The organism is Rhizobium ruizarguesonis (genome assembly GCF_017357285.1).
GTDB lineage: Bacteria > Pseudomonadota > Alphaproteobacteria > Rhizobiales > Rhizobiaceae > Rhizobium > Rhizobium ruizarguesonis.
In genome coordinates, this window is sequence record NZ_CP071678.1 from 2,681,801 (window position 1) to 2,698,156 (window position 16,356).

The window sequence follows — 16,356 nt, forward strand, 5'->3', positions numbered from 1 at the left end:
TCCTTCGCATCCAGGATTTCACCACATGACGCCGCCGCATAAACCGCACCAGGAAAACCAGGGCTCCCGCCGCATCGGCATGGGCTTTGGCGAATTCGTCGTTACCATTGCCATCATGACCGCCAGCGTCGCTATGGCGATCGACAGCATGCTACCGGCATTGCCCAATATCGGCCATTCCCTCGGCGTCACCAATACCAACGACGCGCAGCTGATCATCGGCGTGTTCTTCTTAGGCTTCGGCGTCTCGCAGATCTTCTTCGGCAGCCTTTCGGATACGTTCGGCCGCCGCAACATCCTGCTCGGCGGCTTGGCCTGCTATATTGTCGGAATGTTTGCCGCTGCAGCAACTGGCAGCTTTGAAATGCTGCTCGTCATGCGTTTCGTTCAGGGTGTGGGCGGTGCTGCGGTGCGCATCACCACCATGGCCATGGTACGCGACTGCTTCGGTGGCCGCGAAATGGCCCGTGTGATGTCCTATGTGATGATCGTCTTCATGATCGTGCCGATCGTTGCCCCCTCCGTCGGCCAGCTCATCATCCTCTATGCCAACTGGCACTGGATCTTCATCCTGCTCGGGATCATCGCTACCATCCTGTTCGTCTGGGCTTTCCTCCGGCTGAAGGAATCGCTGCCGCCGGAAGAACGGCTGCCGCTGTCGGTCGGCTCTGTCGTGGATGGTTTTAAGACCGTGCTCACCAACCGCATCACCTGCGGCTACATGATCGGCCTCACCATGTTCACCGGCGTCATCAGCGCGTATGTGATCTCGGTGCAGCAGGTCTTCGGCGAGGTCTATGGCCTTGGCGACTGGCTGCCGATCGCCTTTGCGGCCACCGCCGGCGGCATCGCCGTCGCCAATTTCGCCAACGGATTCTTCGTGCGCAAATTCGGCATGCGCCGCATCTCGCACGCCGCTCTGCTGATCTTCACGGCGCTGTCGGCTGCCGGCTTTTTCTATTCGCTGGCCGGCAAGCCGGATTTCGCCATCGCTTACGGCATCTTCACCATCGTGCTGATGATGTTTGCCCTGATCGCCACTAATTTCACCGCCATCAGCCTTGAGCCGATGGGTAATCTCGCCGGCACGGCCACCGCCATCACCGGCTTCGTCTCGACGACGGCCGGCGCCATCCTCGGCGGCCTGGTCGGCCAGATGTTCAATGGCACGGTGCAGCCGCTCTTCGGCGGCTTCGCGCTCTTCGGCGCGGTGACGATCGCAGCCACCCTCTGGGCCGAAAACGGCAAGCTCTTCACCCACCCCGGCGACAGCCCGCAGCTCGATCCGGGTGCTGCTCACTTCTGAAATGGGAAATCTGCCGGAGCGGTTGGTCCCCGGCAGCATTGCATTAGATGGCAAACTCGGCACGCTCCTAAATCTGGATGCCCCCTGAACGAAGGAGCCTGGTTTTGGATGCAGAATATCAACGTCTCCCCCCGCCATTGCAGGGTGAGATATTTCAAGTCAAACCAGATACCGGCACTGGCGTTGTTGTACTCGGCGGCTCCAGTGGCCGGGTCGATGTGGCCCGCGCCAGGTTGTTTGCGAGCCAAGGCACAACGGCAATCGCTCTTCGCTGGTTCAGCGGCGAAGGTCAGGTGCTAGGCATTTGCGAGGTGCCGCTGGAAACCTTCTTCGCTGCCACTGATTACTTGATCGAACTCGGTTGTAAACGCATCGTCCTGGTGGGGACATCGAAAGGCGCCGAAGCTGCGCTGCTCACAGCGGTATACGATCCGCGCATCAGCGCGGTCGTGGCAATAAGCCCTTCTTCAGTCGTCTGGGGAAATATTGGTCCGGGGCTTGATGGCATCAGCTGGCCCGAGCGCTCGTCGTGGACATTGCGAGGTACACCGCTTCCTTTTGTTTCGTCAGACCCAGAATGGGTGCGGGAATACAGAGACGGGTTGATCGCCTATAGGGATCTGGTCGAAAGATGTCTCGATATGCACGAGTCTGAGATCGACGCAGCGGCTATCCCTTTGGAGAAAACGAATGCCGAAATTCTGCTCGTAGCAGGATGCGACGACGCGCTCTGGCCATCAAACAAATTTGCCGTGTCACTTGTTCGGAGGCGCGCAGCTTCGGGCTTACTCACCCAGCTTGTCTTGGGAGAAGATGCGGGCCATCGCATTCTGCTGCCGGGCGAAACGACTCCTCGATCATCGCTGCGCGCTCATGGTGGAAGTGACGAGGCCGACGCCCAATTGGGACGACTCGCGTGGGAACATATTCTTGAGATGCTATAGCGTGAGCGCTGCAGTGATTTGATCGATGGTTCAATCCATCGGATTGGCGCGGCAGTGCGCGAAAGGCACCCTCGATGGACGACCGAATTCTGATCAGGCCCTACGCGCCAGGCGACGCGGACGCGACGATTGAAATTTTTCTGCGCGCCATTCGAGAGGTCGCGTCGAAAGACTACTCACCCGCTGAAATACAGGCTTGGGCAAAGGTGGAAGATCGCGAACTATGGGCAGAGCGAAGGATAAGCAGGCCTGCCTGGATCGCAGAATTTGACGGACAGCCTGTCGGGTTTTCCGACCTGACTGGCGACGGGTGCCTGGACATGATGTTTGTGCACCCCGAATTTCAAGGGGTCGGAATCGCAAGTCGGCTATTGAGCAGGGTCGAGGACGAAGCTCTGAAACTGGGGTTTAGCCGAATTTACACCGAAGCCAGCCGAACGGCCCGACCGTTTTTTGAGCGCAAAGGCTTTCGCGTCATAACGCAGCAAATCGTCGAGAAACGTGGGCAAGGCCTGGAAAACTTTCTCATGGAAAAGCTCTACCAGTAACATGCGGTAGGTCGGGCGGTTGTTCAGACCGTGAACACCTCACGCCGCAGCACGTCCCATGAGGCCTTGTCGGGCGCAATCAGCAGCCCGCCATCGAGATGATGCGGCAGGTAGGGCGAGCCGTCGAAGCGCGCCGCATAGGCGCCTGCCTCCTGCGAGATCAGCGTGCCGGCAAGGTGATCCCAGGGCATCAGCTTGTTGTACATCAGGTAATGCACATGACCGCCGGCAAAGGTGCGGTATTCGTGGGCGGCGCAGCGGTAGTTGGTGAGGAAGCGCACCTTGGCGAGATTGCCGAGCACCTCGGCGCGCTTCTCCTTTGGCAGGTAGCCAGTCGAGGCCATGCCGACCATATGCTCCAATCCCACGGGCGCTGCGACCGAGAGCCGCTCGGCGCCGCCTTCCGGCCGCCGCAGCCAGGCGCCGCCGCCCTTTTCCGCCATCACCCAGTCGTCTCCCATCGGATCGTAGATGATACCGGCAACCGTCTCGCCGCCGGAGATAACGGACGCCATGACGCCGAAGGCCGGAATGCCGGCGGCGAAATTGAAGGTGCCGTCGACCGGATCGACGACGATCGCGAGATCGGCATGTTCGAGGCTGCCGAGCAAATCAGGATCGGCCGCAACCGATTCTTCGCCGAGGAACAGTGCGCTCGGCCAGAGTTGCGCAGCTTCCGCCTCAATCATCCGCTCCGCCTGCTCATCCGCCTCGGTGACGAGATCGGTGGCCTCGCTCTTGGCACGCACGTCGTCCTGACCAAGCCGGCGGAAGCGTGGCAGGATCTCCGCCTTCGCCGCGCGGCGCAGCAGATCGGCCAGAACGGTCACGTCGACAGTCGAAGTCATGTCAAATCCTCACGCTTAGGTCTCTCAGGAGAAGCTTGAATCAGATGCCGACGATCTCGCGCCGGATGAGCTGCCAGCTCTCCCGGTCGGGCGCAGAGATGATGCCACCCGTCGTCTCGCCGGGGCGATAGGGCGTGCCGTCGAATTTCGCCGTATGACCGCCGGCCTCCTGATGCGCGAGCACGCCGGCCAGGTGATCCCAGGGCATCAGCTTCGCATGGCCGATGAAATGCATCTTGCCGGAGGCGACCATCCAATATTCGTAGGCTGAGCAGTTGAAGGCGAAGGTCATCCGGATCTTCGCCATGTTGGCGCAGATACGCGCGCGATCCGGTTCGTCCATGTGGCTCCATGACAGGCCACCGACCATCTGGTTCAGGCTAGCAGGCTCGGCGACCTTCAGCTTTGTCGACTGCCCGTCCCGACGCGTCAGAAAGGCGCCTGCCCCCCTGATCGCGGTCACTGTATCGCCGAGAACGGGATCGTGAATGATGCCGGCGACCGTTTCGCCCCTGACGGTCACCGCCAACATGGTCCCGAAGACAGGAAGCCCGGCGGCGAAGTTGAACGTCCCGTCGACAGGGTCGATGACGAAGGCGAGCTCGGCATCGGCAAGTGCCGGCACGACGGACCGGTCGGCGTCATAAGCCTCCTCGCCGACGACCAGTGCTGCGGGAAAGCGCTCTCTCAGCGCCGCGGTGATCCGGTGTTCGGCAAGCAGGTCAGCCTGCGTCACCAGATCGATTGCCGAAGTCTTCTCCGAAACATCGGCAGCGCCGAGATTGCGGAAACGCGGCATGATTTCGGCGCGCGCCGTCTCCCGAACGCAATCGCCGAGAAAGACAATATCCTGGTCTGAAATAATCATGCGAAATCCTGCCTTCATTCAATAGCCAGCCTGCATAGCCGGCCTTTCATGAAGGATCGGTGACACCAAGGGTGGAAAAGTCGAAGAGTTTCGGGTCGAGCAGATGCGACGGGTTCACATGCGAAAGCGCCCGCAGCATCGTATCCTTGCGGCCCGGCATGCGCCGCTCGATATCGGCGAGCATGTCCTTCATCGCATTGCGCTGCAGCCCGTCCTGCGAGCCGCAGAGATCGCAGGGGATGATCGGAAACTGCATGGCGGCGGCAAACTTCGTGAGGTCGTCCTCAGCGGCATAGGCCAGAGGCCGGAGCACCATCAGGTCGCCCTCGTCGTTCAGAAGTTTCGCCGGCATCGAGGCGAGCCGGCCGCCATGGAAGAAATTCATGAAGAAGGTCTCGAGAATGTCTTCGCGGTGGTGGCCAAGCACCAGCGCATCGCAACCCTCTTCCCGCGCGACGCGATAGAGATTGCCGCGCCGCAGCCGCGAACAGAGCGAACAATAGGTAGCGCCTTCAGGCACCTTCTCCTTCACGATCGAATAGGTATCGCGATATTCTATCCGGTGGCGGACGCCGATCTTGGTGAGATAATCCGGCAGCACGTGCTTCGGGAAGTTCGGCTGGCCCTGGTCGAGATTGCAGGCGATGAGTTCGACCGGCAGCAGGCCGCGCCATTTGAGATCGAGCAGCAGCGCCAGCAGCCCGTAAGAATCCTTGCCACCGGAAAGGCCGACCAGCCAGCGCTTCTGGCCCTTCAGCATGTCGAAATCGTCGAAGGCCTGGCGCACCTGCCGAAGCAGGCGTTTGCGCAGCTTGTTGAAGGAGACGGAACGCGGCGCATCGGCAAACAGCGCATGGCCGCTGGTGTCGGCCTCGCCGGTTTCCAAATCATCGGCGATGTTGGCTGCGATATTCATTGCTTCGTCCTACAGAAATTCCACACTTGCTCTAGCAGAAACCGGTCTGGCAACACAGCGTCAATCGCCGAAAACCGACCAGCCGGTGCGCGCTGCGAGCATTTCCAGCGCCGCGGCGCCGAGCTGCGAATTGCCGACCTTGTTCAGCCCCGGCGACCACACCGCGATCGAGGCAATGCCCGGCGCCACGGCGAAGATGCCGCCGCCGACGCCGCTCTTGCCGGGCAGGCCGACATGATAGGCGAAGTCGCCCGAGCCGTCGTAATGGCCGCAGGTCAGCATCAGCGCATTGATGCGCCGCGCCCGCTTCGGCGAGACCACCGAATGGCCGGTCGTCGGATTGCTGCCGCGCGCCGCCAGGAACAGCCCGGCGCGGGCCAACTGCTCGCAGCTCATCGACAAGGCGCATTGATGGAAATAAACGCCGAGCACGTGGTCGACGGGATGGTCGAGATTGCGGTAGGCGCGCATGAAGTTGGCAAGCGCGAAATTGCGATATCCCGTCTGCGTTTCCGAGCGCGCCACCTTGTCGTCGATGGTGATCGACTCGTCATCGGCCAGATAGCGCACGAAACGCAGCAGCTCGCCGATTGCCTCGCGCGGCGCATGGCCGGCCATGACGACGTCGCTGACGGCGATCGCGCCGGCATTGATGAAGGGATTGCGGGGGATGCCGCTCTCGTGCTCGAGCTGGACGATCGAGTTGAAAGCCGATCCCGAGGGTTCGCGCCCGACCCGCTTCCACAGCCCCTCGCCGACCTTGCCGAGCGCCAGCGTCAGCATGAAGACCTTCGATATGCTCTGAATCGAAAAGGCGGTATCGGCATCGCCGACGCGATAGACCTTGCCATCGACGGTGACGATCGCCATGCCGAACTGCTTCGGGTCGACCTTGGCGAGCTCGGGAATATAGTCCGCGACCTTGCCCTCGCCGATCCGCGGCTGGATATCGGCGTAGATGCTATCGAGGGTCGCCTGCAAATCTGCCATTGCTTCTCTCCAGATCGCAAAAAAGCCGCTCGAAAGAGCGGCTTTCCGTATACCGGCGCATGCTGTTGTCTCGCAATCGGTTTCGACTGCGAGACGAATGCATTAGCGCGAGTAGAATTCGACGACCAGGTGCGGTTCCATGACGACCGGGAACGGAACGTCGCTGAGTGTCGGAACGCGGCCGAAGGTTGCGACCATCTTGTGGTGATCGACTTCGATATAGTCGGGAACGTCGCGCTCTGCGAGGCTGACGGCTTCCAGAACGATCACCAGCTGCTTCGACTTTTCGCGAACTTCGATGACGTCGCCGGCCTTGCAACGGTAGGAACCGATGTTGACGCGCACGCCGTTGACGGTGACGTGGCCATGGTTGACGAACTGACGGGCAGCAAAGACCGTCGGAACGAACTTGGCGCGATAGACGATTGCGTCGAGGCGCGATTCCAGGAGTCCGATCAGGTTTTCAGACGTGTCGCCCTTGCGGCGGTCGGCTTCGGCGAAGATCGCGCGGAACTGCTTTTCGCGCAGGTCACCGTAGTAGCCCTTGAGCTTCTGCTTGGCGCGCAGCTGCACACCGAAGTCCGAAAGCTTGCCCTTGCGGCGCTGGCCGTGCTGGCCCGGGCCGTATTCGCGGCGGTTCACCGGGGACTTCGGACGGCCCCAGATGTTTTCGCCCATACGGCGGTCAATTTTGTACTTGGACGATTCGCGCTTGCTCATCGTATTTCCTTTCAAAGGTTTAAGACGGTTTGTTGCCAAACCGCGCGAAGGAAACACGCCCTCCTCTGATCTCTGCCGAGATCTGACAGGATGTTCCGGTTAGCGAACAGGAACGATCCACGGGACATGTCAAATGAAATACCGGACATTGCTGCCCGGTGCTTGCGGCGGTCTTTAGAGGGCCGTCATGAAAATGTCAACAGCGGCAAACCCCGAAAGCACCACTATTCCGCCGCCAGCGCTTGGTCCCCGCCGGCATCAGGTGCGTTGGCGTCGCCCGGCGCCGTCTGGCAGTCCATGTCCGGGAAAGCGACGATACGCTTGCCGGAAAAATCGGCGTGCACGACGATGATGCCCTGCTCCTCGAAATAGCCAAGCAGACGGCGCGCGCGGCGGGCGGAATGGGTGCCATAGGCGCGGGCGATACGGGCGTCCGACGGGCACGGCTCGCCGCAGACGGCGGCCTTGGCGAGCATCAGGAAGACGCCCTGCAGGTCGTCGGTGACAGTTGAAGACAGCGACAGCGCCGTCGCCCAGGCATCGGTCGCGGCGGTTGCCGCATCGACGCCGGAGCGCGAGATCGCCACGCGCCGGCGGAAATCCGGCAGCGCGATCGGCGGTCCCGGCACGCGGCGCATGCGCAGCCTTACCAGAAAATCCTGGTAGAGCACCGAATCGGTACGGAAGGCGGAGGTGGGATCGTCGAGGATTTCGGCAAGCACGCCGGCCAGGCGCTCCTCCCGCTCCTCGGCGGAGACTTCCACCTGGCTCGCCCTCGCCTCGGCAGGTACCGCCGATGCCGCCGGCGTCGAGCGTGAGAGTTCGGCCAGAATATCGGTCGTCGGCCGCGGCGCCGGCGGGGCGCGGCGCACCAGCGGGCGCTGGAATTCCTCCGGATCGGGCGTGAAGATCAGATCCTCGACATCCTGAGGCGCATCCGGCAGCGGCATCAGCTTCGGGCTGGAAGAGCGCGCCGAGGTCTCCACCGCGCCGATCTGTATCGGCAGCGGCCGGCGCGATAGCGCCGGTCCGAGAGCGACGAAATTGCCGCGCTTCAGGTCGCGGAACATCTCGGCCTGGCGCCGGTCCATGCCGAGCAGGTCGGCAGCGCGCGCCATGTCGATATCGAGAAAGGTGCGGCCCATCAGGAAGTTCGAGGCCTCGGCGGCGACGTTCTTGGCGAGCTTGGCAAGCCGCTGCGTCGCGATCACGCCGGCAAGCCCGCGCTTGCGCCCGCGGCACATCAGGTTGGTCATCGCGCCGAGCGACATCTTGCGCGCATCTTCCGAGACGTCGCCGCCGACCGACGGCGCAAACATCTGCGCCTCGTCGACCACGACGAGAACCGGATACCAGTATTCGCGATCGGCATCGAACATGCCGTTGAGGAAGGCGGCGGCGGCGCGCATCTGGTCTTCGAGATCGAGGCCTTCGAGCGTCAGCACGCAGGAAACGCGATGCTGACGAATGCGGTTGGCGATGCCGGCAAGCTCCGCCTCGGTCCGCTCACCGTCGACCACGACATGGCCGAACCTGTCGCTGAGCGTGACGAAATCACCCTCTGGATCGATGATGACCTGTTGCACCCATTGCGCCGATTGCTCGAGCAGGCGGCGCAGCAGATGCGACTTGCCCGATCCGGAATTGCCCTGCACGAGCAGACGGGTCGCCAGCAGCTCCTCGATATCGAGCGTCGCCGGGCTGCCGGACGCCAATCCCATATCGATGCCAACCTGCAATGCTGATCCTCGCGGCGAAAAGACTCACATGAACGAAACGCCATTCTTCCGAAACGGCAGCGCCCCGTCTATCAAAGAATGCATCGTCTTTCAGGACCGGATTTCACCAACCCACAGGACAATTTCCCTAAGACAATTCCGGCCGTCGAAACGATCGTCACGCCCTCAAGCTGAACCCTGCATCAGCCGCCGCATCGCAAAATCCGGATTGCTCGAGGTGAACACCGCGAAGTCGAACTTGTCGGGATGCACGGCATCGGCCACCTGCGGCACCAACGCGCGGGCACGGCGCGCGATCGCCTCGGCTGGATCCAGCCAATCGACCGGCCAGGGCGCAAGTCGCCGGAATAGGTTCGCCATGAAGGGATAATGCGTGCAGGCCAGTACGACGATATCGGTCTTTCGTCCGCGCTTCTCGACGAAGCATTGATCGATTTTGGCAAGCACGGCCTCATCGGAGACGGTCTCGCCGCGGATAAGGCTTCACACTGCCTCGCGCTCGACGAGGTCGCCCGCCATGTCCTTCTGCGTCGGAATCAGCAAACGTGTGCAGAGCAGGCTGACGAAAAGCGGTACCAGCAAGACCGCAAGCCCCGCGCGCAAACCCAGGAGTTCGCCAAGAAAGCCGATGATCGGCGGCCCGATGAGAAAACCGGTCAGGGCTGCGAAGGAGAGCGTCGCAACGCTTGAAGCGGGCGGGCGGTCAGTCAGCGAAGCGACGGCCGTCACCGCAAGCGGAAACCCGACCGAGACGCCGACACCGACTGCGGCAAAGCCGAGTAGCGCAAGCGGTGTCGCCGGTGCAAGGAGAACGACGAGCATGCCGGCAAGCGAGGCGATGCCGCAGCCACGGGCAATGGCAACCGCGCCGAAACGGCCTTTCATGTAATCACCGCTGAAGCGCCCCGCCGCAACCATGAAAGCGAAAACCGAATAACCGAGGCCGGTTTGCGCGCCTTCTGCATTCATAACATCGCGGAGGTAGACCGCCGACCAATCGGCGATCGCACCTTCGGTCATCGTCACGCCGAAGACGAAGGCGCAGATCCCGAGCAGAGCAAGACTGGGCAGCTTGAAGCCGGTCATTGCCTGCGAATTCTCCGCATGGTGACTTTCCGGCAATTTCGGCAGGCGCAGGCTGGCAATCAGCGCAGCCGGCAGGATGACGATCGCCGTGATCAGGATCGACCAGTGCGGCGAAAGCCCGATGGCTATGGCACCAACGCCGATCAGGCTGCCGGTCATGATGCCGAAGCTCCAGAAGCCGTGGCAGCGGCTCATGATGATCAGCCCCGTCGCCTTCTCCGTCACATCGGCCTCGACATTCATGCCGAGTTCCACCGTCGAAAGCGCGACCCCAACGACAATCAAGGCGAAGAATAGAAGCATGGCGCTGGGCGCGAAGGCTGGAAGCGAAACCACGGCAAGAAAGAAGATGAAACCATAGATGATCGCCATGCGCCCGCCGATGCGCGAGACGAGGCGGCCGGCAAACGGCAGGGTGATCAGCGTGCCGATCGGCAATCCCAGAAGTGCGACGGCGAGATCGGCGGTGCCGAGTTCAAGCTTCGCCTGGATATCAGGAATGCGCGGCAACCAGGCGCCAAAGGCTATCGGCTGCAGAAAGAAGATCAGCATGACAAGTCTTTGCAGCGGCACGGCGCATCCCTTTATGTCTTGAGCGGCAAACACCCGCCCGCGATTCCCCGCAGAGATGTTGCGCGATGACATCGGCGAAATAAAGCGCGCAGTGCCTTATCGCGTGCTGAGACCGAAACCCTGCATCAGTCGGCGCGTCGCAAAATCGGGATTGCCGGATGTAAAGACGGCAAAGTCGAAATTATCTGGGTGAACGGCATCGGCGATCTGCGGAACTAGTGTGCGCGCGCGCCGGGCAATGGCTTCTGCCGGATCCAGCCAGTCCACCGGCCAAGGCGCAAGCCGGCGGAATAGATTGGCCATGAAGGGATAATGCGTGCAGGCAAGCACAACGATATCCGTCCTCTGACTGTCCTTCTCGACGAAGCATTGATCAATTTCGGCAAGCACGGCGTCGTCGGAGACAGCGTCACCGCGAATATAGGCCTCCGCCATGCGCGCCAGGTTCTCCGAGCCGACGAGCCGCACATGGCATTGCTGGGCGAAGGACTGGATGAGATCGCGCGTATAGGCGCGCTTGACCGTGCCCGGCGTCGCGAGCACCGAGACCAGGCCGGAGCGCGTGCGCTCCGCCGCCGGCTTGATCGCCGGCACGGTGCCGACGAAGGTCATCTGCGGAAAGGCAGCGCGCAGATCGGCACCAACAAGCGTGAAGGCGGTGTTGCAGGCGATGATGCAGACCTCGGGGTCGTGATCTGCGAGCAGCCGGCCGAAGAGCCCGATGATCCGTTCCTTCAGCGCCTGTTCCTCCCAGCCGCCATAGGGAAAGCCGGCATCGTCGGCGACATAGATGAAGCCGCGTTCCGGCATCAGCACGCGCGCCTCGCGCAAGACGGTCAGCCCGCCAATGCCGGAATCGAAGACGAGGACGGGTTTCAGCTCATGCGTCGGCGCTGTCATCGGGCGGTGTTTCCTTGGCCGCTGTCGGGAACCGGCCGCCGCGCGGGCTCTTGCGCGAGAAGCGGTCGAGGGAGGAGATGACGCCGCGCAGCACGCTGATTTCCTGCTCCGTGAAGGCCCGGCGGGATAAGACAGCGCGCAGATTGTCGACCATTTTTGGCTTTTTCCCGGCGGGGTGGAAATAACCGCGCGCATCGAGCGCCTCCTCCAGTTGGTCGAACAGGCCGAACAGCTGGTCCTTCGTCGAGGGCGTCTGCCCCATCGCCTGGAAGGCCACGGCGCCGAGATCCGCCATGCCGGACTTCATCCATTCATAGGACATCAGCAGCACCGCCTGGGCGATGTTCAGCGAAGCAAAGGCCGGATTGACGGGAAAGGTGACGATCTCGTCGGCAAGTGCCACCTCCTCGTTGGTCAGCCCCCAGCGCTCGCGCCCGAAGAGGATGCCGGTGCCCTCGCCGGCGCGAAACCTCGCCCGAAGTGTCTCGGCGGCAATGACGGGCGAACGCACCGGCTTATAACCGTCGCGCTCGCGCGCCGTCGTCGCATAAACGAAGTTGAGGTCAGCGACCGCCTGCTCCAGCGTATCGTAGACCTTGGTCGCCTCGATCACGTGATCGGCCTTGGAGGCGGTCGCCAGGGCTTTCTCGTTCGGCCAGCCATCGCGCGGATTGACGAGGCGCAGTTCAGCAAGGCCGAAATTCGCCATGGCACGCGCCACCATGCCGATATTCTCACCCATCTGCGGCTCGACCAGAATGATGGCCGGCCCTTCGGCCAGAAGTTGACGCTCGCTGTTCGTGCCTGCCATGACCTTATCCCTGTTTCGAGCGCGCAATAACCTCGCCCGGTGCAAACGGCAAGACATCAGCCTGCGGATAGAGCCTTTCCAGCGCCGAACCGATCATTTCGAGCCCCAGTCTGGCGCCCTCGCGCGACAGCGGCAGATGCCGTCCTGTCGTCCGCGACGCCTTGCGCTCGATGAAGAAACAGGTCGAGCCTTGCGCGGCCGCATCCTTCATCAGCGCCAGATCCGCCGCGATCAGCCTCTTCAGCTCGTCGGCTTCGGCCGGCGCTGTGGAACTCTTCGCCAAGGTGCGCGCCCAGTAGGTGCAGGAGAGGAAGATCGCCAGCGTCTGGCGGATCTGGCCCGGACGCGTCACCACCGACCAGGACGAGCCGAGCGGCTTGGCGGCCACCGTCACGTCGCGGTAGCAGGCATCGATCTTCTGCGACAGCGCAATCAGCGCAAAACCGCTCTTGCCTTCGCCGATCGCGCTCAATAACTCGTCCAGCGCCTGGAACCAGCGGGCAAGTGCCGCATCGAGCGCGCCGCGCGTGCGGGCCGGGAAGACCAGGAAGGCGACCGCCGTTCCGGCCACCGCGCCGATCACGGTCTCGCCGATGCGCAGCTGCAGCAGGTCGAGCGTCAGCACCCCGGTCATGCCGTAGACCAGGCAGAGCACGATCGAGATGAAGAAGGTCATCGTCGCATAGGAAACCTGCAGGAAATAGAAGGCGAGGAAAATGCATACGGCCGCAACCGGAATGGCGATCGCCAGCTGCCCCGAAATCAGCGTCGCCAGCAGGAGGCCGATGGCGATCCCGAACACCGTGCCGAGCGAGCGCGACAGCGCCTTCATCGCCGTGTCGCCGCGCGAATTGGTATTGGTGAAGACGAGGAAGGCGGCAAGCACCGCCCAGAACCAGCGTTCGCGCGACAGAAGCAGACCGAAGCCCATGGCAAGCGCCGAGGCGAGCGTGATCTGCAGCGCCGACCGCAGCAGCGGATTGGCAAAGGAAAAGTCGATCTTTTCAGACTGCGCAGTGTCCTTGACGGCATCGATGCCGGCAAAGCCGGAGGCCTGCCCCTCGCCGATCGCCTGCGTTAGCTGCTGCCGCGCCTCGCCGAGCCAGAGAAGCGCCCGCACGGTTTCGCCTTGCGGCTCGTCCCTGATGGCTTCCGCCATGGCGCTATAGGGTGCAAGTTCGGCTGCATCCGCCTCGATCACCGCATGGACGAGTGCGAAGGGCGGCTGGCTCTGGAAGCTCAGCACGATCGCGCTCTCAGCAGCGAGATGCGCATCGAAGAGCCGGATCGCCAATTCTGCGGCGGGATCGGCGGTGACATCGAAAACCCCGCCGGCCGGGCGTGGAATGAAGGTTTCGGCCATCAGCACCACTTCCTTCAGCCGGTCTTCCAGCTGACGCAGCTCCTGCCTGTCGGCTTCGCCGATCTCGGCGCCACCGGCAAGGGCGGCGAGCTTGAAGAGGATCTGGTTGATCCGGCCGCGCACGCTTTCGAGCGAGCGCAGCAGGTCGCGCCGCCAATCGTCCGGCAGGAGCACAGCTCTCACCAGATGCCCGAAGAGCACCGAAACGACGGGGCCGATCGCCACCGCCGGCAGCTCGGCAAGAGAAGGCCGGAAATAAGACCCCATGAAATAGGAGGTGAAGGCGAACATGCCGATCGCAAAACCGCGCGGCCCGAACACGCGGCCCGCCGATGCGAGCGCGATCACCACCAGGAAGACGAGATCGGAGAGAAACCGCCGATCCTCGAGGCCGGCCGCTATGGCGACGACGCCGAGGCTTGCGACGCAACCGAAGAGCCGCGTCACCAGTTGTCGCGTATTGCCCTTGTCGCGAACCGCCACCCCGCCCTCGATCGACAGCACGATGCCAAGACCGAAAGCCGCCGTCGGCAACGGCACGATGAACATCTGGATGGCGAGGAGGACCAAAAAGGAGAAGACGATCGTCAGCGTCACCCGCGAGGCCATGCGCAGGCGCGAAAGCGCCGGATCGTTGGCAAGCAGCCAGTCGCGGAACTGAAAACCGGAAAACAAATGCAAGAGCCCCTCATGCCGCCCAGGGATCAACAGATACCGCCGCACGAGCGGAAATCAAACCGCCCGAGTTCGAATCCCGATGCTCTTGAATGTTACGCGCCTATTGGCCCTTGGCAATCAGCGCCATCGTCGTCTTCAGGGAATCGCGCGCCTGCGTTTCGATATTCTCGGTGACGATATCGTCGATGACGGGCTTGCCGCCTTCTTCGACCACTTGGAAACGAACGGTCGTATAGTCCTTGCCATCGGGCGCATCCGAGCAGGCGGATTTCTTGAAGCGTACGGTCACCTCGGCCACGCCGTCGACCACAGGCGCTGCCGCCATCGTCAGATCCTCCAGCGGGCATGCATCCTGGCCGTTGACGATGACGTCGTAGTCGAAGGGCGATATGCCGTCGTCATCGACAGCGGGAAATTGCGCCGCCGCCTGGTATTTCGCGACGAAATCGCGGCTGTAGAGACGGCCGAGCCGGGAGGTGTCGAAGATGTCGGTCCAGTCGCTGTTATTGTCGGCCCAGTTGCTCTTGGTCGCCTCCATGATCTCCTTCACCGGAGCAATGAAGTCGGCGGCGTGACCGATACCAGAAAAGGCGATAAGGCTTGCGATAACAACGGCGATTGTCTTCATGGTCGAATGTCCGGGGGCGGCAGTTGAGGCGGACACTAGCTAATTTCCGGCGCTTGGCAATGGCGGCAAAAACGCATTGTCGAGCCCCTTGCAGCTTTGCGTTCCCTGATCACAATGCTATAGCGCTCCTCATCACATCACCCACCCGGGACGCCGGTCCCCATTGAAGCTCGAACGAGGCAGATACATGTACAAGATCAAGGTCGCCAATCCCGTCGCCGATCTCGACGGCGATGAAATGACGCGCATCATCTGGCAGCTCATCAAGGATAAGCTGATCCATCCGTATCTTGACCTCGATATCGACTATTTCGACCTCTCGGTCGAAAACCGCGACGCCACCAACGACCAGGTCACCGTCGACGCCGCCAACGCCATCAAGAAGTACGGTGTCGGCATCAAGTGCGCGACGATCACGCCGGATGAGGCCCGCGTCAAGGAATTCAACCTCAAGGAAATGTGGAAGAGCCCGAACGGCACGATCCGCAACATTCTCGGCGGCGTCATCTTCCGCGAGCCGATCATCTGCAAGAACGTGCCGCGCCTCGTTCCCGGCTGGACCAAGCCGATCGTCGTCGGCCGCCACGCCTTCGGCGACCAGTACCGCGCCACCGATTTCAAGTTCCCCGGCAAGGGCAAGCTGACGATCAAGTTCGTCGGCGAAGACGGCACCGTCATCGAGAAGGAAGTCTTCAACGCGCCGGGCGCCGGCGTTGCCATGGCCATGTACAACCTCGACGAATCGATCCGCGAATTCGCCCGCGCCTCGATGATGTACGGCCTGATGCGCAAGTGGCCGGTCTATCTGTCGACCAAGAACACCATCCTCAAGGCCTATGACGGCCGCTTCAAGGACATCTTCGAGGAGGTCTACGAGACCGAATTCAAGGATCAGTTCAAGGAAGCCGGCATCACTTACGAACACCGCCTGATCGACGACATGGTCGCCTCGGCGCTCAAGTGGTCTGGCGGTTACGTCTGGGCCTGCAAGAACTATGACGGCGACGTCCAGTCCGACACCGTCGCTCAAGGCTTCGGCTCGCTCGGCCTGATGACCTCGGTTCTGCTGACGCCCGACGGCAAGACGGTCGAAGCCGAAGCCGCTCACGGCACGGTCACCCGCCACTACCGCCAGCACCAGAAGGGCCAGGAAACCTCGACGAACTCGATCGCCTCGATCTTCGCCTGGACCCGCGGCCTGGCGCACCGCGCCAAGCTCGACGACAATGCCGAGCTTGGCCGCTTCGCCGCGACGCTCGAAAAGGTCTGCGTCGACACCGTCGAATCCGGTTTCATGACCAAGGACCTGGCGCTGCTGATTGGCCCCGACCAGCCGTGGCTCTCGACCACTGCCTTCCTCGACAAGATCGACCAGAACCTGCAGAAGGCCATGGCGTAAGCCGGCCTTTCCGAGATAACATCGAAGCGGCGGGGATTT

15 protein-coding genes and 1 pseudogene are annotated in these 16,356 nt (G+C 62.2%); 4 read left to right on the forward strand and 12 right to left on the reverse strand.

Translation table 11 applies throughout. The features are described 5' to 3' along the window. The first annotated feature begins 25 nt into the window (after nt 1-25). The 3 genes from J3P73_RS13345 to J3P73_RS13355 all read left to right on the forward strand — a co-directional run bounded on the left by J3P73_RS13345 (nt 26) and on the right by J3P73_RS13355 (nt 2,798). The gene (locus tag J3P73_RS13345; RefSeq protein ID WP_064648233.1) at nt 26-1,306 is read left to right on the forward strand and encodes a multidrug effflux MFS transporter; all 1,281 of its coding nucleotides are present in this window, start codon (nt 26-28) and stop codon (nt 1,304-1,306) included. A gap of 77 nt (nt 1,307-1,383) precedes the next feature. Next, nucleotides 1,384-2,250, forward strand: coding sequence for an alpha/beta hydrolase (locus tag J3P73_RS13350; RefSeq protein WP_018072271.1), 867 nt, complete (start codon nt 1,384-1,386; stop codon nt 2,248-2,250). Nucleotides 2,251-2,324: 74 nt separating this feature from the next. Continuing rightward, nucleotides 2,325-2,798, forward strand: coding sequence for a GNAT family N-acetyltransferase (locus J3P73_RS13355; RefSeq protein WP_018072272.1), 474 nt, complete (start codon nt 2,325-2,327; stop codon nt 2,796-2,798). 23 nt (nt 2,799-2,821) lie between these two features. Here J3P73_RS13355 and J3P73_RS13360 read toward each other — a convergent pair whose 3' ends face one another. The 12 genes and pseudogenes from J3P73_RS13360 to J3P73_RS13415 all read right to left on the reverse strand — a co-directional run bounded on the left by J3P73_RS13360 (nt 2,822) and on the right by J3P73_RS13415 (nt 14,918). Continuing rightward, entirely contained in the window at nt 2,822-3,646 is an 825-nt protein-coding gene (locus tag J3P73_RS13360; protein ID WP_018072273.1) for an inositol monophosphatase family protein, read from the reverse strand. A gap of 40 nt (nt 3,647-3,686) precedes the next feature. Next, nucleotides 3,687-4,514, reverse strand: coding sequence for an inositol monophosphatase family protein (locus tag J3P73_RS13365; RefSeq protein WP_020397556.1), 828 nt, complete (start codon nt 4,512-4,514; stop codon nt 3,687-3,689). 46 nt (nt 4,515-4,560) lie between these two features. Next, nucleotides 4,561-5,430, reverse strand: coding sequence for a tRNA 2-thiocytidine(32) synthetase TtcA (ttcA, locus tag J3P73_RS13370; protein ID WP_018072275.1), 870 nt, complete (start codon nt 5,428-5,430; stop codon nt 4,561-4,563). A 60-nt stretch (nt 5,431-5,490) separates the two neighbouring features. Beyond that, nucleotides 5,491-6,420: a glutaminase gene (locus J3P73_RS13375; protein WP_018072276.1), complete on the reverse strand. Its 930-nt coding sequence runs from the start codon at nt 6,418-6,420 to the stop codon at nt 5,491-5,493. A 102-nt stretch (nt 6,421-6,522) separates the two neighbouring features. Further along, a complete protein-coding gene (gene rpsD / locus J3P73_RS13380; RefSeq protein WP_018072277.1) occupies nt 6,523-7,140 on the reverse strand; it encodes a 30S ribosomal protein S4 in 618 nt (205 codons plus the stop codon). A gap of 224 nt (nt 7,141-7,364) precedes the next feature. After that, on the reverse strand, nt 7,365-8,879 hold the full coding sequence (locus J3P73_RS13385; protein WP_130691864.1) for a helicase HerA domain-containing protein: 1,515 nt from the start codon (nt 8,877-8,879) through the stop codon (nt 7,365-7,367). A 165-nt stretch (nt 8,880-9,044) separates the two neighbouring features. Beyond that, nucleotides 9,045-9,356, reverse strand: a pseudogene (locus J3P73_RS13390) (aspartate/glutamate racemase family protein); the annotation flags it as partial. 6 nt (nt 9,357-9,362) lie between these two features. Beyond that, complete coding sequence (locus tag J3P73_RS13395) at nt 9,363-10,610, reverse strand: MFS transporter (RefSeq protein ID WP_185827871.1); 1,248 nt, start codon at nt 10,608-10,610, stop codon at nt 9,363-9,365. A 24-nt stretch (nt 10,611-10,634) separates the two neighbouring features. Then, nucleotides 10,635-11,438 (reverse strand): glutamate racemase, encoded by an 804-nt coding sequence (gene murI / locus J3P73_RS13400; protein WP_130686487.1) that lies wholly within the window; start codon nt 11,436-11,438, stop codon nt 10,635-10,637. Beyond that, entirely contained in the window at nt 11,419-12,249 is an 831-nt protein-coding gene (locus J3P73_RS13405) for an RNA methyltransferase (protein WP_130691868.1), read from the reverse strand. Before J3P73_RS13405 ends, murI begins: the two co-directional genes overlap by 20 nt. Nucleotides 12,250-12,253: 4 nt before the next feature. Continuing rightward, nucleotides 12,254-14,293, reverse strand: a complete 2,040-nt coding sequence (locus tag J3P73_RS13410) for an FUSC family protein (protein ID WP_130691870.1) — start codon at nt 14,291-14,293, stop codon at nt 12,254-12,256. 97 nt (nt 14,294-14,390) lie between these two features. Next, nucleotides 14,391-14,918: a hypothetical protein gene (locus J3P73_RS13415; protein ID WP_130675185.1), complete on the reverse strand. Its 528-nt coding sequence runs from the start codon at nt 14,916-14,918 to the stop codon at nt 14,391-14,393. 187 nt (nt 14,919-15,105) lie between these two features. On the opposite strand from J3P73_RS13415, the gene J3P73_RS13420 reads away from it, so the two are divergent. Next, the gene (locus J3P73_RS13420; RefSeq protein ID WP_130691872.1) at nt 15,106-16,317 is read left to right on the forward strand and encodes an NADP-dependent isocitrate dehydrogenase; all 1,212 of its coding nucleotides are present in this window, start codon (nt 15,106-15,108) and stop codon (nt 16,315-16,317) included. Nucleotides 16,318-16,356 lie beyond the last annotated feature (39 nt).